Annotated in this window: 17 protein-coding genes; 8 read left to right on the forward strand and 9 right to left on the reverse strand. The window is 58.6% G+C overall.

Features of this window, described 5'->3' with window-relative positions; genetic code table 11:
- Positions 1-27 precede the first annotated feature (27 nt).
- Both serS and AC6FTP_RS07065 read right to left on the reverse strand, forming a co-directional pair.
- Entirely contained in the window at positions 28-1,299 is a 1,272-nt protein-coding gene (gene serS / locus AC6FTP_RS07060; RefSeq protein ID WP_497206205.1) for a serine--tRNA ligase, read from the reverse strand.
- Positions 1,300-1,591: 292 nt separating this feature from the next.
- Positions 1,592-2,818, reverse strand: coding sequence for a Gfo/Idh/MocA family protein (locus AC6FTP_RS07065; protein ID WP_497206206.1), 1,227 nt, complete (start codon positions 2,816-2,818; stop codon positions 1,592-1,594).
- Between the two features lie 163 nt (positions 2,819-2,981).
- Here AC6FTP_RS07065 and AC6FTP_RS07070 point away from each other — a divergent pair, with 163 nt between their 5' ends.
- Positions 2,982-3,599, forward strand: a complete 618-nt coding sequence (locus AC6FTP_RS07070; RefSeq protein WP_497206207.1) for an SET domain-containing protein — start codon at positions 2,982-2,984, stop codon at positions 3,597-3,599.
- Positions 3,600-3,644: 45 nt separating this feature from the next.
- The gene (gene galU / locus AC6FTP_RS07075) at positions 3,645-4,523 is read left to right on the forward strand and encodes a UTP--glucose-1-phosphate uridylyltransferase GalU (protein WP_497206208.1); all 879 of its coding nucleotides are present in this window, start codon (positions 3,645-3,647) and stop codon (positions 4,521-4,523) included.
- Positions 4,524-4,585: 62 nt separating this feature from the next.
- On the opposite strand, the gene AC6FTP_RS07080 is transcribed toward galU, so the two are convergent.
- Complete coding sequence (locus AC6FTP_RS07080) at positions 4,586-6,637, reverse strand: sodium-translocating pyrophosphatase (protein ID WP_497206209.1); 2,052 nt, start codon at positions 6,635-6,637, stop codon at positions 4,586-4,588.
- 321 nt (positions 6,638-6,958) lie between these two features.
- Here AC6FTP_RS07080 and AC6FTP_RS07085 point away from each other — a divergent pair, with 321 nt between their 5' ends.
- Positions 6,959-7,762 carry an alpha/beta fold hydrolase gene (locus AC6FTP_RS07085; protein WP_497206210.1) on the forward strand — a complete coding sequence of 268 codons (804 nt, stop codon included), beginning with the start codon at positions 6,959-6,961 and terminating at the stop codon, positions 7,760-7,762.
- A 14-nt stretch (positions 7,763-7,776) separates the two neighbouring features.
- Here the strand turns inward: AC6FTP_RS07085 and AC6FTP_RS07090 are convergent, their stop codons facing one another.
- Entirely contained in the window at positions 7,777-9,522 is a 1,746-nt protein-coding gene (locus tag AC6FTP_RS07090) for a dynamin family protein (protein WP_497206211.1), read from the reverse strand.
- Between the two features lie 144 nt (positions 9,523-9,666).
- Positions 9,667-10,554 (reverse strand): polysaccharide deacetylase family protein, encoded by an 888-nt coding sequence (locus AC6FTP_RS07095; RefSeq protein ID WP_497206212.1) that lies wholly within the window; start codon positions 10,552-10,554, stop codon positions 9,667-9,669.
- A 213-nt stretch (positions 10,555-10,767) separates the two neighbouring features.
- Between AC6FTP_RS07095 and AC6FTP_RS07100 the strand changes: the two genes are divergently transcribed.
- The 5 genes from AC6FTP_RS07100 to AC6FTP_RS07120 all read left to right on the forward strand — a co-directional run bounded on the left by AC6FTP_RS07100 (position 10,768) and on the right by AC6FTP_RS07120 (position 17,315).
- Entirely contained in the window at positions 10,768-11,400 is a 633-nt protein-coding gene (locus AC6FTP_RS07100; protein ID WP_497206213.1) for a TVP38/TMEM64 family protein, read from the forward strand.
- A 459-nt stretch (positions 11,401-11,859) separates the two neighbouring features.
- Positions 11,860-12,942 carry a ribonucleotide-diphosphate reductase subunit beta gene (locus AC6FTP_RS07105; protein ID WP_497206214.1) on the forward strand — a complete coding sequence of 361 codons (1,083 nt, stop codon included), beginning with the start codon at positions 11,860-11,862 and terminating at the stop codon, positions 12,940-12,942.
- Between the two features lie 111 nt (positions 12,943-13,053).
- Positions 13,054-16,359 carry a ribonucleoside-diphosphate reductase subunit alpha gene (locus AC6FTP_RS07110; RefSeq protein WP_497206215.1) on the forward strand — a complete coding sequence of 1,102 codons (3,306 nt, stop codon included), beginning with the start codon at positions 13,054-13,056 and terminating at the stop codon, positions 16,357-16,359.
- Between the two features lie 22 nt (positions 16,360-16,381).
- Complete coding sequence (locus AC6FTP_RS07115; RefSeq protein WP_497206216.1) at positions 16,382-16,699, forward strand: hypothetical protein; 318 nt, start codon at positions 16,382-16,384, stop codon at positions 16,697-16,699.
- Positions 16,700-16,724: 25 nt separating this feature from the next.
- Positions 16,725-17,315 carry a hypothetical protein gene (locus AC6FTP_RS07120; protein ID WP_497206217.1) on the forward strand — a complete coding sequence of 197 codons (591 nt, stop codon included), beginning with the start codon at positions 16,725-16,727 and terminating at the stop codon, positions 17,313-17,315.
- A gap of 119 nt (positions 17,316-17,434) precedes the next feature.
- On the opposite strand, the gene AC6FTP_RS07125 is transcribed toward AC6FTP_RS07120, so the two are convergent.
- The 4 genes from AC6FTP_RS07125 to AC6FTP_RS07140 all read right to left on the reverse strand — a co-directional run bounded on the left by AC6FTP_RS07125 (position 17,435) and on the right by AC6FTP_RS07140 (position 20,095).
- Positions 17,435-17,758, reverse strand: coding sequence for a hypothetical protein (locus AC6FTP_RS07125; RefSeq protein ID WP_497206218.1), 324 nt, complete (start codon positions 17,756-17,758; stop codon positions 17,435-17,437).
- Between the two features lie 390 nt (positions 17,759-18,148).
- On the reverse strand, positions 18,149-18,649 hold the full coding sequence (locus AC6FTP_RS07130) for a hypothetical protein (protein ID WP_497206219.1): 501 nt from the start codon (positions 18,647-18,649) through the stop codon (positions 18,149-18,151).
- 387 nt (positions 18,650-19,036) lie between these two features.
- Positions 19,037-19,474: a hypothetical protein gene (locus AC6FTP_RS07135; RefSeq protein WP_497206220.1), complete on the reverse strand. Its 438-nt coding sequence runs from the start codon at positions 19,472-19,474 to the stop codon at positions 19,037-19,039.
- Between the two features lie 279 nt (positions 19,475-19,753).
- Positions 19,754-20,095: a hypothetical protein gene (locus AC6FTP_RS07140; protein WP_497206221.1), complete on the reverse strand. Its 342-nt coding sequence runs from the start codon at positions 20,093-20,095 to the stop codon at positions 19,754-19,756.
- Positions 20,096-20,381: the final 286 nt, after the last annotated feature.

Below are 20,381 nucleotides of genomic sequence, written 5' to 3' on the forward strand. Positions count from 1 at the left end.
GCACTGCGAACTGAGCACTCCTTCCCTTCACCCAATCTTCGCCGAACCAAAATGCCCGCGAAGGGCCTCGGGAATGACGATGGTGCCATCGGCCTGCTGGTAGGTTTCCACGAGGGCGACGAAGAGGCGGGCGAGTGCGGTGCCGGAGCCGTTCAGGGTGTGGCAGAAGCGGTTTTTGCCGTCCTCGCCCTTGAAGCGGAGGTTCATGCGGCGGGCCTGATAGTCGCCAAAGTTCGAGCAGCTCGACACTTCCAGGTAGCTGCCTTGTCCAGGAGCCCAGACTTCGATGTCGTAGGTCTTGGCCGAACCAAAACCGATGTCGCCCGTGCAGAGTTCGATCACGCGGTAGTGCAGGCCGAGGAGTTGTAGCACCTTCTCGGCATTGCCGGTCAGGCTTTCCAGCTCCGACATGCTCGTCTCGGGCGTGGTGATCTTCACCAGCTCCACTTTATCAAACTGATGCATGCGGATGAGCCCGCGCGTGCCCAGCCCGGCGCTGCCTGCCTCGCGGCGGAAGCAGGGCGTGTAGCCGACGTAGTTGATGGGCAGTTGCTCCAGCTTCACGATCTCCTCGCGGTGCAGATTCGTCACTGGCACCTCGGCCGTCGGGATGAGGTAAAGGTCGTCCGTGGGGCTGTGATACACCTGATCGCCGAACTTCGGCAGCTGGCCGGTGCCGACGAGACACTCCGCTTTCACCAAATGCGGCACGTTCACTTCCGTGTAGCCGTGCTGGGTGCTGTGCAGGTCGAGCAGGAAATTGATCAGAGCGCGCTCCAGTCGGGCACCCGCACCGCGATACACGGTGAAGGCGCTCCCCGTGATGCGCGTGCCAGCTTCAAAGTCCAGGATGCCCAGGCTCGTGCCGAGAATCGTGTGGTCCTTCGGTTCGAAGTCATACTTCGGCACCTCGCCCCAGACGCGGACCTCGGGGTTTTCCTCCGCGCTGTGGCCCACGGGGCAGGCCTCGTGCGGCAGGTTCGGGATGCCGAGCATCAGGTCACGCTGGCGGACATCGGCGTCATCGGCTTCGCGGCCGATCTCTTCGATGCGGGCATTGATGCCCTTCACCTCGGCTTCGATGGCGCTGGTGTCCTGGCCGTTCTTTTTGCCGATGCCGATGTCTTTGCTCAGGCGGTTGCGGTCGCCCTGGAGCTTCTGGCGCTCAGTCTCGGCGGCGCGGCGGGCGGTGTCGATGGAGAGGATCTCATCCACGGTGGCAGAGTGATCCCCGCCGCGATGGGCGAGGCGCTGTTTGACCAGATCGGGGTTCTCACGGATGAGGCGGATGTCGAGCATAGGAAAAGAAGAGGGCGCGGAGGCTAGGCGGTGATGGCCCGCTGGCAAGGAGGGTTTAAAAAACGCCGCGCTCTGGTTTGGCGGAGAGATGGGCTCGTGCAGGCAGCGCGTCCGACGCCAAACCTTCCCAACCTACGACCGGCGCGGCGCTCTCGCTTCTGGGACGATCTCCCAGCTTAACCGAGTGCCATTCATGCCTGGTTTTGCATTTTTTACGGACGCACCAATGTGCCCCAATCTGGATGTGGGAGAACAGGCTTTCGCCTGTCCTCCCGTCTGTGATCCCCAATGACTAACTGAGGCCACCGCGATCCGAGTTCAGCGAAGCATCGCCATACTTGGCGCGTGTGGTCGGCGTGAAGTCGAGCGGGGTCCAAGCGGCGTTGTTCGCGGAGGAGGCCACCACGGCTTCGATGAAGGCCATGCCGGCGACGCCTTCCTCGATCGACGGGTAATCCATGTCGAGCGGGTTCGGCGTGGTGCCGGCTTCGATGGCGCGGATGTGGTTGGTGAAGTTTTTGTAGAGGTTCGCGAAGCCTTCGAGGTAACCTTCGGGATGACCGGCAGGCGTGCGGGTGGCCGCTGCGGCAGCACTGCCGAGGTAACCCATGCTGGTGCGATAGATTTGTTTCGGCTGGTCGAGCCAGGTGACGATCATGGTGTTTGGATCGAGCTGGCTCCATTCGATGCCACCCAGCTCGCCATAGACGCGGAGGCTGAGGTTGTTTTCGCAGCCGACGCTGATCTGGCTGGAGTGCAGGACGCCCTTCGCGCCGTTGGTGAAGCGCAGCAGCACGTTGCCATCGTCTTCAAGGCGGCGGCCTTCTTTGCCGAGGAAGATGGTGAGGTCAGCGGCGAGTTCCTTGATGTGCAGGCCGGTGACGTATTCGGCGAGGTTGATGGCGTGGGTGCCGATGTCGCCCATGCAACCGGCGGCTCCGCAGATAGCGGGATCGACGCGCCAGGAGGCCTGCTTCTGCCCGGTGTTTTCCAGCATGGTGGCGAGCCAGCCCTGCGGATACTCGACGACGACTTTGCGGATCTCACCCAGCTTGCCCTGCTCGATCATCTGGCGGGCCTGACGCATCAAAGGATAGCCGGTGTAATTATAAGTCACGCCATAGAGCTTGCCGGACTTCTTCACGATCTCCGCCAGCTCCTTGGCCTGGGCGAGATTGAAGGTGGCTGGCTTGTCAGAGAGCACGTGGAAGCCGCTCTCCAACGCGAGCTTTGCCGCCGGGAAATGCATGTGGTTCGGCGTGACGATGGAGACGAAGTCCATGCGCTTGTCCGCAGGCAGCGCGGCCTCTGCTTTGATCATCTCTTCAAAGGTGCCGTAGCAGCGATCCGCTGGCAGGAAGAAATCGGCGCCGCTGTCCTTGGACTTTTGCGGGTTGGAGGAGAAAGCGCCGCAGACGAGCTCGATCTGCTGGTCGATTGCCGCTGCGATGCGATGAACGCCGCCGATGAAGGCTCCGCGTCCGCCGCCGATCATGCCATAACGAATTTTCCGGCTCATAAACAAGTGTTCAGGGTTCTAGGTTCAGGGTTGGAGGAATGGGCCGCGAGTGTGCGCAGGGGGCGCGGGTGGGTCAAGAGCCGAGGCATGGCCCTGAAATGAAAATGGGGGTTGCCTTGACTTTGCAGCGGCTGACGGCATGACATCCGCTCCCCTTCCCCTCATGCCTGAAGCTCCCGAGAAAAAGTACTGGGTCGTCCGCGGCTCCACCATTCACAACCGTGGCATCTTTGCCCGCATCGATGTGCCCAATGATGTGCCCATCATCGAATATGTCGGCGAGAAGATCACCAAGGCGGAAAGCACCCGCCGTGGTCTGGCCCTGGAGGCGAAGGCGAAGAAGACTGGTGGTGCAGCCGTGTACATTTTCACCCTGAATGCCCGCTACGACATCGACGGCGGCTACCCTGGCAACCCGGCCCGTCTGATCAATCACTCCTGCGATGCCAACTGCGAGGCCTACATCATGAAGGGCCGCATCTGGATCTACTCGCTGCGTGAGATCAAGAAGGGCGAGGAGCTGACCTACAACTACGGCTTCGAGCTCGACACCTGGGAGGATCATCCCTGCCGCTGCGGGAAGCCGAACTGCGTGGGCTACATCGTCGATCGCAAATACTGGAAGCGCCTCGGACGCATTCTGGAAAAGCGTGCGGAGAAGGAAAAGAAGATCGCTGCGCTGGAACAGCGTGCGATGGAGCTTCAGAAGGAACTCGATGATGATCTGCCCGTGAAAAAGCGCGCGGCCAGGAAGACGGTGAAGAAGACGGCGGCGAAGTGAACGGACGGCTTGCCAGCGCGGAGGCATCGTCTAGCCTCTGCGCCCATGTCGCTCAAAGTTCGTAAAGCTGTCATTCCCGCCGCCGGTTTCGGCACCCGCTTCCTGCCCATCTCCAAGGCTGTGCCGAAGGAGATGCTGCCCCTCGTGGACAAGCCGGTCATTCAATATGTCGTGGAAGAGGCCGTGGACTCGGGCATCACGGACATCCTCATCGTCATCAGCCGCAGCAAGCGCGCCATCGAGGAGCACTTCCATCCGATCTTCGAGCTGGAAAGCGAGCTGGAGGCCAAGGGCCGCACGGAGGATCTGGAATCCCTGCGCCGCCTGCAAAGCATGGCGCGCATTCATTTCATCTGGCAACCCAAGATGGGCGGCCTCGGCGATGCCATCCTCTATGCGCGTGATCATGTGGGCGATGAGCCCTTCGCGGTGCTGCTCGGTGACACCGTGGTGACGACGCGGGATGCCGCGCGCCCGGTCACACGTCAGCTCGCCGATGTGGTGGAGCAGCATGGCGGCTCGGCTGTCGCGCTCCAGGAAGTTTCGGCGGAGAAGGTCAGCCGCTACGGCATCCTCGGCGGCGAGGAGATCGCGCCAGGGCTGATCCGCGCACGGCAGTTTGTGGAGAAGCCGAAACCCGAGGCCGCGCCATCGCGGCTCGCCGTCAGTGCGCGTTATGTTTTATCTCCGCTCATCTTCGAGCATCTGGAAAAGACACCGAAGGGCAAGGGCGGTGAGCTTCAACTGACGGATGCCATGGCCTCGCTGATGAATGCCGAGCCGCTGCACGGCCTGCGCTACGACGGCCAGCGCCATGACATCGGGAACAAGCTCGACTTCATCAAGGCGAACCTGCACTTCGGGCTCCAGCGCGAGGACATCGGTGACGCGTTGCGCGAGTATGTGCGCAGTCTGGCGGAGTAGCGGAGCAAGAAAAAGGCACCGACCTTTGAAGAGTCGGTGCCTTGGATTGGGAAGCGCGGGGCTTATTTGAAGAAGAGCGGGATCACGAGGATCGCCAGCACGTTCACCACTTTGATCATCGGGTTCACGGCGGGGCCGGAGGTGTCTTTATAAGGATCACCGACAGTGTCACCGGTCACGGCTGCTGCGTGGGCGAAGCTGCCTTTGCCACCGTGGTTGCCTTCTTCGACGTACTTCTTGGCGTTGTCCCAGGCTCCACCGGAGCTGGTCATGGCGATGCCAACGAAGAGGCCGGTGATGATGGTGCCGATGAGCAGGCCGCCGAGGGCTTCTTTACCCAGGAAAGCCACGCCGATGACGAAGACGATGGGGAGCAGGGCGGGAACGATCATCTGGCGGAGGGCGGCCTTCGTCACGATGTCCACGCACTGGCCGTATTCAGGAACGTCCTGGCCGGTGAGGATGCCTGGCTTGAGCGCGATCTGGCGGCGCACTTCACGCACGACCGCGCCGGCGGCATTGCCCACGGCGTCCATGCCAAAGGCGGTGAAGAGGTAGGGCAGAAGGCCACCGATGAACATGCCGATGATGACCCGTGGATCCATGAGGTCGAAGACGAGCTTGTCGAGGTGCAGGAAGGCTTTCACTTCCTCCACATAACTGCCGAAGAGCACCATGGCGGCGAGTCCGGCGGAGGCGATGGCGTAACCTTTGGTCACGGCTTTCATGGTGTTGCCCACGGCATCGAGTTCGTCGGTGATCTTGCGGACTTCTTCAGGCAGACCGGACATGACGGCGATGCCGCCCGCGTTGTCGGTGATCGGGCCGAAGGCGTCGAGGGAGACGATGATGCCGCTGAGGCTGAGCATGGAAACAACGGCGATGGCGATGCCGTAGAGGCCGCCGAGATCCCAGCTAAACCAGATGGAAGCCGCGATGCTGAGCACAGGAAGAAGGGTGGCGTGGTGGCCGACGCTGATGCCAGCGATGATGTTCGTGGCGTGGCCGGTTTCCGAAGCCTTGGCAATGCGGCGCACCGGGTTGTGGGCGGTGCTGGTGAAGTAGTTCGTGATCCAGACGACGGCGAAGGTGAGCGCGAGGCCGATGAGCGAGCAGTAGAAGATGTCTGTCGGCGTGATGGTCTTGCCCGCCATGACGACCGGGGCGGTGAAGATCGCTGCGGTGGCCCATTTGAAGAGAGCCGCAGCGGCAAGACCGGAGACGGCGACACCGCCGACGAGGGCAGGCGTGGCCTTGAGCTTGATGAAGTTCACAAAGCCGATGCCGAGCAGGGAAGCCAGGATGGCCAGACCGCAGAGCACGAAGGGATAGACGAGCACTTCATGATTGCCAGGAGCGGTGAGGTGACCCACGAGCAGGGCACCGATGAGGCTCACGGCATAGGTTTCAAAAACGTCCGCTGCCATGCCTGCGCAGTCACCCACGTTGTCGCCCACGTTGTCGGCAATGGTGGCTGGGTTGCGTGGATCGTCTTCGTTGAGGTTTTGCTCGATTTTACCGACGAGGTCAGCGCCCACGTCTGCTGCCTTGGTATAAATACCACCGCCGAGACGGGCGAAGACGGAGATCAGCGAGCTGCCAAGTGCGAGGCCGATGAGCGAGTCGATGGCGACCTTGGTGCCATACATTTTATCAGCCACGATGAAGAACACACCCACGGAGAGCAGGCCGAGCACGACGACGAGAAGTCCAGTGACCGCACCACCGTTGAAGGCCACCTTCAGCGCCGGATGCGCGCCGACACTGGCCGCCCAGGCCGTGCGGACGTTTGCACGCACCGCGACGTTCATGCCGATGTAACCCGCGAGCAGTGAGCAAACCGCACCGACGACGAAGCCAATGCTGGAGACACCACCGCGCGTGTACCAGACAGCGATGAAGATCACAAAGGCGATGATGGAGATAGCGCGGATCTGGCGGTTCAGATAGGCCTTGGCTCCCTGCTGGATGGCATCGCCGATCTCGGCCATCCTTTCATTTCCAGGGGAGCATTTCATGATCACTCGGATCAGGAGCAGGGCAAAAGCCAGCCCTACGATGGCGAGGACGAGGGAGGTGGGAATGCCTTGGGTGAGAAGGAAGTGCGAATTCACGAGAGGGAAACGAGGCGGTTGGTTGGGTCGGAAATGGGGCCGCCGATTCTAGCGGGTGGCGTTGCACTGGCAACCGGCTTTTCCACAACCTGACTAGGCAAAGTCGCCATTTCTGTTCTTAAAGTGATGAAAACGAGCTGGCCGGGATGGTTTCCCCCACACGTCTGGCCGCATCTAACCTCCCGAAGTCAGAAGCAACACCCGTAGATCGATCCTCAGATTTAGATCCAACTGAGCTGTGTCATTTTACTTGGCAAAAACGGCGCACTTGGCTAGCTCTGACGGCCTTCGTTTTTTACCCAAACCCAACCCACCAAGACCATGCCCCACGTCAGCACCAACGGAATCCAGATGTATTATGAAGAACGCGGCAGCGGCGAACCGCTGGTCTGCATCATGGGGGTCACTGCTCCCGGCGGAGTCTGGGAAGCACACGCGGCGGAGTGGTCGAAGGGCTTCCGCTGCATCCTGGGTGACAACCGCGGCGTGGGGCAGACGGACAAACCCGAAGGCCCCTACACTACGGCGATGATGGCGGATGACTACGCGGGGTTGATGGATCAGCTCGGCATCAAGCAGGCCCGAGTCGTCGGCTGCTCCCTCGGCTCCGTCATTGCCCAGCAGTTGGCTTTGCGTCACCCGGAGAAGGTGAAGAGCATGATCCTCATGTGTACCTGGGCACGGCAGGATCGCTTCGGCCTCTACACCTGGCAGCATCTGATGAAGGCGAAGGCGGACATGCGGCCCGAGGACTTCATGCAGTGGATTCAGATGCTTATCTTCACGAAGCCCTGGTTCGATAACGATGACTGCTGGAACAACATGCAGCAGGGCCTGAAGGATGCAGCCATCAACCCCGCGCCTCAGCCGTTGCACGCCACGGAAGCGCAGAGCGCCGCCGCCATCAGCCACAACACGATCAGCGAGCTGAAGAACGTGAAATGCCCCACCCTCGTGATCGGCGGCAAGAACGACACCTTCACGCCGAAGTGGATGGGCGAGGAAGTGGCTGCCGCCATTCCTGGTGCGGAGCTTCATCTGTATGATAACGCGGGCCACGCCTTCCACTGGGAGTGCCTGAGCGACTTCAATCCCCGCACCATGAAGTGGCTGCAGGAGCATTGATCTAAATCCGGCAACTATCTGCCGGAGGTCACAATTTCAGCTTCCAAGCTTTCGAATTCTCCGATCAGCACACGCAGGCGCTCCGTTTGCGTGTGCATTTGATTTTCGCGCTGGTTCGCTTTTTCGCGGGCTGGCTGGAGCATCTCATGGAAACGTCCAAAAAGTGTCTCGACATCTAGCTGGACCTGCTCGGTCAACATCTGTCGCAAAGCTGCGGAGGACTGCTCCAAGCGGTCAATGAGAGTGCGGCGGGCAGTATTCAATGCGGCATGGGTGATGAGGACAGCGGCTCCGACGAGCAACAACCCGCCACTGAAGGCGATGGCGGCTCCGAGGGGGCCTTCGAAATACCAGGCAGCGGTGATGCTGAGCAGTGCGGGGAGGGTCAGCCACGGCACCCAGCGGGCACGACGGCGCGCGGCGTTCAGGCCGGGCTCGATGGCCTCATCAAGCTTCAGGCTGAGAACGAAACGGCGGATGGTGGAGTCGATGTGGGCGCTGAAGAGTCGGCGGATTTCAGGGTCGCCCTCGGTGGGCAGACGGTCATCGGCGGGAAAGAGGCTGCCGCGCCCCTGAGCGTGCAGGTAGCGCTCGTATTGGAGGCAGTCTTCTTCGAGGATGATACCGACCTGACGCCAGCGGTCACCGGTGCGCTGCTGGAGATCCTGAAAGAGGCGGTGGTCGAGACTCTGGGCCTTGTTGCCATAGTTGGAGAGGGACACATCCTCGATATCGATTTTTTCAAAAGCGTGCTTCGTCGTCAGGGCGTCTTCGGCGAGTCCGGCGACACGGAGGCAGGACTCTTGATAATCGCGCCCGGTGGCATCGAGGGCGGGAAGGACCTTCTTTAATGTGCGATCGATCTGGAGTTCGCGCTCGGTCTGAAGTTCCTGCACGAGGGCGGCGGCACGCTGGGCGTGATCGGCGATGGCGCTGAGGCGGTCATTGAGCTGGCCGAGCATCTGGCGCGAGATGCGGGTGGAGTTGACCAGCTTGTTCAGGCGGGTGGCGTTTTGCCCGACGAGCTGGGAAATGTAGGTCTCCAGGGCATGGAAGCCGCTTTGCTCCATGAGTGCTTCGCGGTCGATGCCGGAACTGCGCGCGAGGTAGGCTTTCTTCGCGGAGACGGGGAAGATGGGGAAGTCGCGTCCATAGCGCTGACGCACGAGCTGGCCCATGTAGTCGATGATGACGGTCATCTCCTCGGGAGTGCGCAGGTCACACTGTTGGATGACGAAGATGACATTGCGCATCCAGTGCTTGTGAACTTTGTCGAGGAACTGCCAGGCGCTGGCGCCCCAGGGATTCATGGCGCTGAAGACGAAAATGACGAGGTCGGCGATGGGCACGAAGCGCTCGGTGATCTCCTGATGCTCGTTTTCGATGCTGTTCGTGCCGGGGGTATCGACGATGTGGAAATCGCGCAGGAATTCAGCGGGAACCTGGACTTCATCCAGGGTGGGGGTGATGGGCGCGACGAGATGCTGTGGCCCGTGCTTGAAAAAGAGGATCTTGTCCGTGGTGGGCATGATGCCCGTACGGGAAAAGTCCTGGCCGAAGAGGGCATTGAGGAAGGTGGACTTGCCCACATTTACTTCACCGACGACGACGAAGACGAAAGGCTCCTTCAGACTGGCGGCGAGATTGTCGGAAATCGCCACGGATTCTGCGTCACCTCCCAGCTCGCGCAGGACGGTGCCCATTGACTGCAGCCTGGCATCAAGCTGGCTGCGGAGGCGGAAATAGGAGTCGCCGATCATTTCAGGAATGACGAATGGGTAAGCACGAATGACGAAAACATGACGAGCCTCAAATCACTAGCAGAGATCGTGGGTGCTTGCTGACTCAACCTGTGGGATCTGGTATCTCCGATCCCTGCCCGGCTCATGCCCGGCCCGCCAAGCTCACTGCGGGAGCGGTGTGGGGTCTTTTTCGCCAAGCGGCACAGCGGGGCGGATGACGACGCCGACGGGCATGTTGGCCTTTTCCATGTTCATGAGCTGACTGACGGTGACGAACTGGTAGCCTTTGGCGAGCAATTGATCAAACATGGCGGGCACGGCCTGGATCGTCGGCGGGTGGATGTCATGAGCCAGCATGATGGCACCGGGGCGGGCACCGCTGACGAGGCGGCTGGTGACGACGGAGACGCCAGGGCGGCGCCAGTCCTGCGGATCAACAGACCACATGATGGTGCTGTAACCGAACTCGGAGAACATGAGCTGCTTGATGCGGGTATTGATGGCTCCGTAGGGGGGGCGGATGAGCTGGGGGCGGTAGTTGGCCGCAGTCATCAAGACCTCTTCGCTGCGCTGAAGCTCGGAGCGGATCTGCGCATCGCTGCGGCTGGTGAGGCTGCAGTGGGTGTAGGTGTGGGCTCCGATCTCATGCCCTTCGGCGATGATACGCCGGACGATCTGCGGGTAGGCCTTCACATTCTGCCCGATGAGGAAAAAGGTACATTTGATGTTCCGCTCCTTGAGGATGTCGAGCAGCTTCGGAGTCAGGGAAGGATGCGGGCCGTCATCGAAGGTCATCGCCACCACTGGCTGGGTGATATTCACGGACGAGTAGCTGATGCGCGCCCCGGCCGGCGGTACGCTCGGCATGGAGGAGGGTTTGTTCAGACGCTTCGAGAGCGGATTGTCCTGAAGCACAGCATCTTCGGCAGGCGTGGCCCGCCTGGCCGCTGCGAGTTCGGCTGCCGAGGGCTGCTTGTCGGTAGAGGAGCAGCCAGCGCTGCCCATGAGGATGCCAAACCAGATACTGAGATACATGCGTTGAGAAATCACGGGGCGGAGAGTACAGGCGGCGAGCATTTAGGAAAGCATGAATTTTGTGGAAAATGGAATATCGGCGGCATTTGATGCGCGATTTGGGCCTGCCCTGCCCATTTTGGAGTCAATTGAGCAGACCCTTTAGTGCCCTTCATGGTTGGTGCATGGTGCGGAAGCGGACTTGGTGCCCTTTGACTCCGGTCAGGAACTGCCGACTCTTTGCCGCTCATGCCTCGTGTCCTCATTATTGCCATCGCTCTGATTCTTGCCGGGATCTTGGTGCCCTTTGCTGTTTGGGGTGAGCGCTTTGATGCCGTCCTGAGTCTGGAAGGATCTCGGACTTGGATGTCTGCCCACGGTGAATGGGCCTGGCTCGCTGGGATCTTGCTGCTCGTTAGCGACATTCTATTGCCGGTGCCCAGCACCATCATCATGTCTGCTCTCGGCTTGATGTATGGCTGGTTCATTGGCGGTCTGCTCGCTTCGTTGGGCTCGTTTTTGGCGGGTCTCACCGCCTACTTTGCCTGCCGTTGGTTAGGACGGCCCGCCGCACTCTGGCTCGCAGGTGAGAAGGGGCTTCGTCGCGGTGAGGAGCTTTTCGCCCGGCGTGGCGGCTGGCTGGTGGCACTCTCACGCTGGATGCCTGTGCTGCCGGAGGCCATCGCCTGCCTCGCGGGTTTGGTGAAAATGAACCTCCGCACCTACCTCATCTCACTCGCTTGTGGTTCGCTGCCCGTGGGCTTCGCCTTTGCCGCCATTGGCGCGCTAGGAAAAACCAGCCCTACAACCGCGATCTTGTTGAGTGCTGTCGTGCCTGTTCTGCTTTGGTTGGCAGCCCAACATTGGTTAAAACAGCGCTGATTATCTCCACCGGCTGATAAAATGTTCTACAAGTGCGAAAAAACGCCTTGGAGGGGTATTTTCGGGATTATTCGCCGAATATCAGCACAAGTGCAGCAACTCGGCTTTTTGTGAACAAGTCTGATATTTTTCCGCATATCTGGCTCGGTAAGGCCAATAAATGCCCCCTTTATTCACAAACCGCTGGTTTTGAACTACTTCCCTCAGAGTTGAAACCATTCTCAAAATTATAGCCAAGAACTGCCACTTTGGCCTCCAAAAAAAGTTTTGGCCGTGGAACACCCGTGAATGCGATGTGAAACGTTCCCGACACAATGGGTAGGGTAAAAACATCTCGACCACACACAAGATATTGTGCATCCTCACGACCGGCTCGCGCAACATATGGTGTTTATTACCAATTTGAACGAACCATTAACTTTCTCGAAACATCGCTCAAAAACTGCTCTCCCGAACGACATGGAAAAGACCTACAAGATTGGCAACCGCGAGTTCCCGCTCGATCAAGACAAAGCTGAAGCCGCCTTCTCCTCCAAGATGGTCATCAATGGACGCAAGAGCATGTGCTTCAATCTGCTGCCGCTCAAATATCAGTGGGCCTACGATCTCTATCGCACGATGAAGGCCAACCATTGGGAGCCTGAGGACATCCAGATGCAAAAGGACGTGGAGCAGTGGCGCTCCAACGAGATCAGCCAGAACGAGCGCTGGATCATCATGATGGGCATCGGTTATTTCAGCGCGGCGGAAGGCATCGTCGGGGACAACATCCAGCACGTCGTCCGCGAGCTCGTCACCGCTCCTGAGCTGAAACTCGTCCTCGGACGCCATGCGCACGAAGAAAACATCCATGCGGACTCGTTGCTCTACATGATCTCATCTTTGGGAATCAACCCGCATGAGTGCGAGGCCATGTTCGAGCAGATCCCGACCATCGTGAAGAAGAACGAGTTCGTCACCGGCATCTCCGGCAACATGCGCCGCGACCTCGATCTCACGAAGCTGGAAAACAAGCAGCTCCTCGCCCGCAACATCTTCATGTTCGGCCAGTGCATGGAGGGCACCCAGTTCTACGGACTCTTCGGCATGATCCTGGCCCTCTATCGCCAGAACAAGTTCCCCGGCATCGGCCAGATGTTCCGCTACACCCTGCGGGACGAATCCAATCACATCGAAGTCTTCCGCAATCTCTTCATGGACCTCGTCGAGGAAAACCCCGACCTCTGGACCCCGGAGTTCCGTGAAGAACTCGTCAACACCATGCGCGAGGCCGTCACGCTGGAAAAAGAGTTCATCCGCGACTGCCTGCCCGTGAATGCCGTCGGCCTCAGCGCCGATGAATTCTGCCAATACATCGACTTCATCGCCGACCGCCGCCTCGCCGGCTGTGGTCTGCCTGCTCTGAGTCCTGGTGCCACCAATCCGCTCCCCTGGCTGGCCGAGATGATGGATCTCCGCAAGGAACAGAATTTCTTCGAGGGCAAGGTCACGGATTACCAAAAGTCTTCCGCCCTCGTCCAAAGCTCCGACGACGACCTGTAAATTTCCGCTCCCGAAAGTCTGCGCCGACGCTCCCCCCAGCGGTGCGGGTTTTCTATCCTCTAAAATACCCCGCATCCGTTAATTAACGTCACTCCCAAGCCCGCTCCCGCCATGATCGCCAACCTTCTCCAAGAAGACAAAGTCCTCCGCACCGTCACTAAAACTCCGAAAGACCAAAAGCCCCGTTTCGACTGGAGCGCCCAGGCCGCCGGAGTCACCACCACTCCCACCCCCAGCGCCATCAAAGTCAACGTCGGCGGCGCCGAGCGTGACTTCGACATGGGTGAGATCGCCGACACCATCGGCAGCACCCTGACCGACCTCTTCCTGGCCCGCAAAAAGGAAGGCGACATCTACAATGACACCAACCGCCAGCTCGTGCAGACCATCGCGCGCGCCGTCGCCGAGGAACTCCACCAGCGCACCACGCAGCTTGCCGACGGGAGTGGCAAAGCAGCCGCCCTCAGCGCGCGGGACATCCATCATTGCATCGAGCGTGCCTTGGTAAAAAACAACGCCCACGACGTCGCCCGCACCCTCGCTGAAAAGCGCAAACACAACGCCGAATACGACCCCTTTGCCGACAGCGCCACCCCGCAGCCCCTTATCGTGAATACCAAAGTCATCCGCCGCAGCGGCCAGCTCGTCCCCTGGAACCACAACAAGATCGAGATCGCCGTCCGCAAGGCCTTCCTCTCCCTCGAACTTGATTCCTCCCCCGCCGTCCAGGTCGCCGAGACCGTCAGCAGCGCCATCGTTTCCGAAAACAAACAGTTCGTTCACATCGAAGACGTCCAGAACCTCGTCGAAGAGGAACTCATGAAGCAGGGCTTCTTCAAAGTCGCCCGCGCCTACATCCAGTACCGCGCCCTCCGTTCCAAAATGCGCGAGGCCGAAGAAGAGCAGGCCGCCATCATGAATGAGCAGGACAGCGAGCAGCAGCAGGCCCTCATCCTCGTCAAAACTCCCGACGGCAAATCCTTCCTCTGGGATGGTGCCGACCTCAAAAAGCGCATCGACTTCGCCATCCTCGGCCTCGACCTCTGCATCCCTCGCAATGAGATCGAGATGGAACTCCGCCGCTCTTTGAACAGCGACATCAGCATCGAGAACCTCCGCCAGACCGTCATTCTGAATGCGAAGACCCTCATGCAAAAGGACGCCGACTTCGCCAAGTTCGCCGCCCGCATCCGCCTCAGCTACATTTATGAAGAAGTCCTCGGCTGGGACATCGTCCGCGACGGCATCGAAGCCCTCCGCGACTTCCACCGCCGCGCCTTCCGCCGCAATCTCACCCGTGGTGTCGAGATCGACCGCTACAATCCCCGCCTCCTCGAATTCGACCTCGACAAACTCGCCGACGCTCTCGATCCCGCCGCCGACATGGACTTCGACTTCCTCGGCATCCAGACCCTCTACGACCGCTACCTCATCGTCGATAAGAAGGTCAAACCCGCCAAGCGCCTCGAAACACCCCAGCTCTTCTGGATGCGCGTCGCCATGGGCCTCAATGTCGGCGAAAAAGACGGCAACCCCGAAGACAAGATCATCGGCATCTATAAGATGTACAAAGGCCGCCGCTTCTGCTCCAGCACGCCCACTCTCTTTAATAGCGGCACCCATCACAGCCAGCTCTCCTCCTGCTACCTCTACAAAGTGGACGACAGCATCGAGTCCATCATGATCCGTGGCATCGCCGAAAATGCCTTCCTTTCCAAATGGGCGGGCGGCCTCGGCGGCTCCTGGACCAGCGTCCGCGGCACCGGCGGTTACATCAAAGGCACCAATGGCGAATCCCAGGGCGTCATCCCCTTCCTGAAGCTGCACAATGACCAGCTCATCGCCGTCAATCAGGGCGGCAAACGCCGTGGCTCCGGCTGCGCCTACCTCGAAGTCTGGCACAACGACATCGAAGACTTCCTCCAGCTCCGCGTGAACACCGGCGACGAACGCCGCCGCACCCACGACCTCAATACCGCCAACTGGATTCCCGACCTCTTCATGAAGCGCATGGAGTCCCGCGAAGGCTGGACCCTCTTCCGCGCCAACGAAGTCGCCGACCTCCACGAGCTCTACGGCTCCGCCTTTGAAAAGCGCTACGTCGAGTACGAAGCCCTCGCCAAGACCGGCAAAATCTTCGGCCGCGAGATCCCCGCCATCGACCTCTGGAAAAAGATGCTCAAGTCCATCTTCGAGACCGGTCATCCCTGGGTCACCTTCAAAGATCCCTGCAACGTCCGCAGCCCGCAGGACCACGTCGGCGTCATCCACAGCTCCAATCTCTGCACCGAGATCACCCTGAACACCTCCGCTGACGAAACCGCCGTCTGCAATCTCGGCTCCATCCTCATCGACAGCCACCTCGACGACTCCGGCGGCATTGATCACGCCAAGCTCCGCGAGACCATCCGCGTCGCCGTCCGCATGTTGGACAACGTCATCGACATCAACTTCTACCCCACCGACGCCGCCAAGACCGCCAACAGCCGTCACCGCCCCATCGGCCTCGGCGTCATGGGGCTCCAATACGCCCTCTACCGCAAAGGCATCGCCTTCGCGTCCAAGGAAGCCGTCGAGTTCAATGACGAGATCATGGAAGCCGTCGCCTACTACGCCTACGAGGCCTCCTCCGACCTCGCCGCCGAGCGTGGCACCTACTCCACTTATAAAGGCAGCAAATGGGATCGCGGCCTCCTCCCCCAGGACACCCTCGACCTCCTCGCCCAGGAGCGCGGCCTCGAGATCGACGTCCCCCGCGGTGGCAAAATGGACTGGTCCGGCCTTCGCGCCAAGATCGCCAAACAAGGCATGAGAAACAGCAACGTCATCGCCATCGCCCCCACCGCCACCATTTCCAACATCATGGGCTCCAGCCCCTGCATCGAGCCTCTCATGAGCAACATGCTCGTGAAGTCCAACCTCTCCGGCGACTTCATGGTCCTCAATCCCTACCTCATCCGCGACCTCAAAAAGCGCGGCCTGTGGACCGACGAGATCCAAAACAAGCTCAAGTACATGGACGGCGAGATCGACGCCATCGAAGAGATCCCCGTCGATCTCAAGCGCCGCTACGCCACCGCCTTCAGCATCGACTGGGCCTGGCTGGTGGATGCCGCCGCCCGTCGTCAGAAGTGGATTGATCAGAGCCAGAGCGTGAACCTCTTCTTCGGCGGCACCGAAATGAGCACCCTCAGCCACATGTATCGCGGAGCCTGGAGAAAAGGCCTCAAAACCACCTACTACCTCCGCACCCGCAGCGCCTCCAACATCGAAAAGAGCACCGCCGAAGTGGAAAAAGAAATGCGCGGCATCGTCGGCCAAACCATCGCCGCCAAACGCGAGTTCACCGCCGAAGAAGCCCAAGCCTGCAGCATCGAAGCGATGCGGAATGGTGGGACGTGCGAGGCTTGTCAGTGAATTGGCATTAACGCACATCAGTATGTCGCAGACTATCCAAACTCATAATTGGGATGCCCTCAGGTTTTTCTACTTAAACAAGTTAGTCATGGCTGAGGCCGGCGGCCATGATGTGCAAATTTCGTGGTTTTCTGGTTATGGCGCAGAATTCACTCTTGAAAGAGCCAACCGTGACGACATCCAAATTACTCAAGTAATCGACTTTAAATTGACGAATATCGAAGCTTTCAAACGCCACTTAGTGGACAAGAAAATTCACTTTGAGTGTGTAGCTAATAATGAGATAAGAGCTTCTGATCCTGATGGGAATATATTGAGAATGAAATCGCAGACAACTTAGCACTGCAGATCATCTGCATATTCCTATGGACAAGTCAGAGCGCAGAAAAATCCTTCTTAAACTGCGCCTCCAACGTCGTTCGCAATCGCAGAAAGTAATTAGCGCAGGCGCAGTTGCGTTTTTAGTTGGCGTATTCGGAATAGGCCTAGCTCTGTGCTGGTTCTCTGGATCTATGATAGCTCAAGAAGTCGGCTTACTTCAAAAGCTTGCTGCAGAAGGAGTTCATTCCGAGGCTATATTGACGAAACAATATTACGTGAGAGTTAGCCACAGCTCCGGAAAACGCGGCAGGGTAAAGCTTGTTGAAGAACCGCGTTCTGTTTGGAGTTTCGACGAACACACGGCAGTCGTGAACGAGTTGGCAGCAATTGGAAGTAAGCGACCTGTGGTTTACTTTTCCAGTAACCCCAAAGAGTACAAATTTGCGCAACCATCCAAAGGCACATTTACTCTTTTCATCTCTCAAATTAGTTGGTCTCCGATCATTACGATGGTTTTGCGATTGATCTTAATATTGATCGGTATCAGCTTCGTTTCGGTAGGTGTTATTTTATTGTGGGCTATGCCACTGCGTGTCACTCGCCGTGAATTAGAAGAATCGAACGGCGAAGCATAAAAGAGGGAGAGCGACGTCAGGGTGAAAAAATCAACAGGCAGGTTGTGCCGCCGTGTTTTTGAGACACTCACCTGCTCGTGTGTGAGGTACAAGTGCCTGTCCCTCTACAGCTGCAGAAATCATTCATCGTCCATCCACCATACTCCAGGAGGCTCCCAGTTATCAAAATATCGAGGGTTTTTCTCCCAGCGCGCGCGCCATATATCAATCTGCATGTAGAGAGCGATTTGCTCTTGCCGCCTTCTCTCTCTGCGCTCCAAGAATTGCTGTGTGAATGACACTCGTAAAACTTGATCATGGAGATTTTCGTCCTCCAAGGGCACCCAAGTGTCCCACTGGCTATCCAACTGAATAAAGCCTGCCTGCGTCATTGTATGCACGACACCTTTTCCCTCAGGGATTGCATGATTGCCATGAACCGCTGACATGATCTTGAAATGCATGTTGGTGATCATTCGCGGCTCTGCTGCATTTGTGTCCATACCCTCACCGATACATCGAGAGAATGGGTTCAGGGTACAAAAATCAACAGGCAGCCTGTGCCGCCGTGTTTTTGTGAGACACGCACCTGCTGACCTCGAACTCGGGTAAAATGATGGAGGGTCAAAGATGTCCAAGCCCCTCTGCTGCCCCCTCCTTTGACCCGCCATCCTTCGACCCAAGAAAGGGCGGCAGCGAGGCGCAGATGCCTGCTCACCCTGCTGACCGAAAAAGGAGGGCAGCCCCTCCCAAGCTCCCCTTTTTCTGCCCCCATCGGCTGTCAGCCCACGCCTGAACTTCCTTCCTCGCCGCCTTGGCTTCCAGGACCATTTCCAGCACCACCTCTTCCAGGCTCAAAACCCGGAATACATTTTCCCAAAGTATGGATACTCCACGAAAAAGTTACCGTACTCCGCGGCAGAGTTATTGTGCTCCACGGAAAAGTTACCGTACTCTGCGGCAGAGTTATCGTACTCCACGGAAAAGTTACCGTACTCCGCAGCAGAGTTATCGTACTCCACGGAAAAGTTACCGTACTCTGCGGCAGAGTTATTGTACTCCACGGAAAAGTTACCGTACTCCGCAGCAGAGTTATAGTACTCCACGAAAAAGTGACCATACTCTGCGGTAGAGTTATCGTACTCCACGAAAAAGTTACCGTACTCTGCGGCAGAGTTACTGTACTCCACGGAAAAGTGACCGTACTCTGGGAAAAAGGATGAATCCCCTGGAGAATGGGATTTGGCCTCCAGCCCTGCCAACGCCTGCCCGGCAGCACTTCCCAGATCATTCAGGTTTCTTCTGAACACTCCAGCCGCTGATAGCACGCTGACGCGACGCTCATCCTGGGCCATTAGCGTCTTATCAGCGTCTCATCAGCGGTTCAAAATCGATGGAAAGGCTGATGCCTGGCATTCTATCCCGGCGCTTGCGTGGGCCAAACGACGCCCGAAAGCTCCAGAGGACTGGAGCACTCCAGGACGCTGCCGCGACGGAAGTCTCACCAGAGCTTACGCATCAAATCGGGAGCTGATGGTAGATCATGACCTCAATGACAGGATTTACATGATTCGCAGGATGAACAGAGGAGAACGGGGTCAGGCTACAAAAATCAACAGTCAGGCTGCGCCGCCGTGTTTGTGAGACACCCACATGCGACGGAAGTCACACCGGCTTCCACCTTCAAGCCGTTGCCAAACCTCGTTGGCGTCTCGCTGAGTTCCTTCCCGGCGTGAACTCCGTTACGGCGTGAGCTTCAGGCTTCCCTTGATCGTTCGTTGGCCGTCGAAGTCTTTGCCCGAGTATTTGAGGGTGTCGGGATCAAATTTGAGGTTCGCGATGGCACCCGTCGAGTTGACGATTTTCACCACCCATCCCTCGTGGGTCCAGGCGAAGGCCGAACCCTGGTAGTGGTGAATGCCGCTGCCGCCTTCCTTCAAGGTGATCGAGGTGACCCCTGCATCTCCCGCGTCCCAGATCCAGTCACAAGCCGTGAGGACCTTCTGACGCTCCTCATCGGTTTTCGCCCGCTGAGCGATTTTAATGAGTCCCGCCTTAAACCAGTCATCCACCACCTTTTGCCTGGCTTTGAGTTCGTTTTTGAGATCTGCCACAGGTTCAGCCTGGATGGCGGCTGAACAGACGCCAAACACGGCGAGGAGGAGGAAGAGTCTTTTCATCAAGGGTGAGGCATCATCACCCGCCTGCCTCACCGACCTCAAGACATTTTCATGCGATGACTCCCGTCGCCGATGAAGGCAGATGCCTGCCGCTGATAGGACGCTCACATGACGCTGATGACTACCCTGCCTGCCTTGCCGCCGGGGAACGCTCAGACGTAGGGTGGATGGGTCTTGGGTTTCAGGGGCCGTTCTGGGGCCCAAGGGCGGGATTTCTCTGAAAAGGCGGACAGGAAAACGCGTCTCCAGAGCAGGTTCCCACCGCACTCCGCCTCCACTTCAAACAACTCCCGAACCCGCGCGGGAAAAGATCGCCGGAAATTTCAAAACCGGGGAAGGCATTGGCATTTCCGCCGAAGGTTTTGAAAAAACAGGGGAAGGTATTTTCAGAACAAGGGAAGGTTTTTCCATTTCCGCCGAGGGTTCTGCAAAAACAGGGGAGGGTATTTTTAGAACCGGGGAAGGTTTTTTCGTTTCCGCCGAGGGTTCTGTAAAAACAGGGGAAGGTTTTGTTAGAACCGGGGAAGGTTTTTTCGTTTCCGCCGAAGGTTCTGTAAAAACAGGGGATGGTTTTTCTATTTCCGCCGAAGGTTTTGCAAAGACAGGGGCCTGTTTTTTCATTTCCGGCGATGGTTTTTGCAGCTCCTAGCCCGGTCTTCCCGGCTCTTCCGAGCTTTTGCCAGCTTCCTGTCGTCGTATTCAGGCGACTGGCCGGTCGTAGGTTGGGAAGGTTGGGCGTCGAACGCATCGCCAACACGAGCCCATCACTTCGCCAAACTTCCCGACGGTTTGGAGGCGTTGGCAGCCCGTGGACGCCGCCCAAGTCGGGAAGTCGGGCGAAGTCCTCGTGAGCACTTTCGATACGCCCCCTCGCCCGACCTTCCCAACTTAGGAGCGGGCCGCATTT

The organism is Prosthecobacter sp. (genome assembly GCF_044378005.1).
Classification (GTDB): domain Bacteria; phylum Verrucomicrobiota; class Verrucomicrobiia; order Verrucomicrobiales; family Verrucomicrobiaceae; genus Prosthecobacter.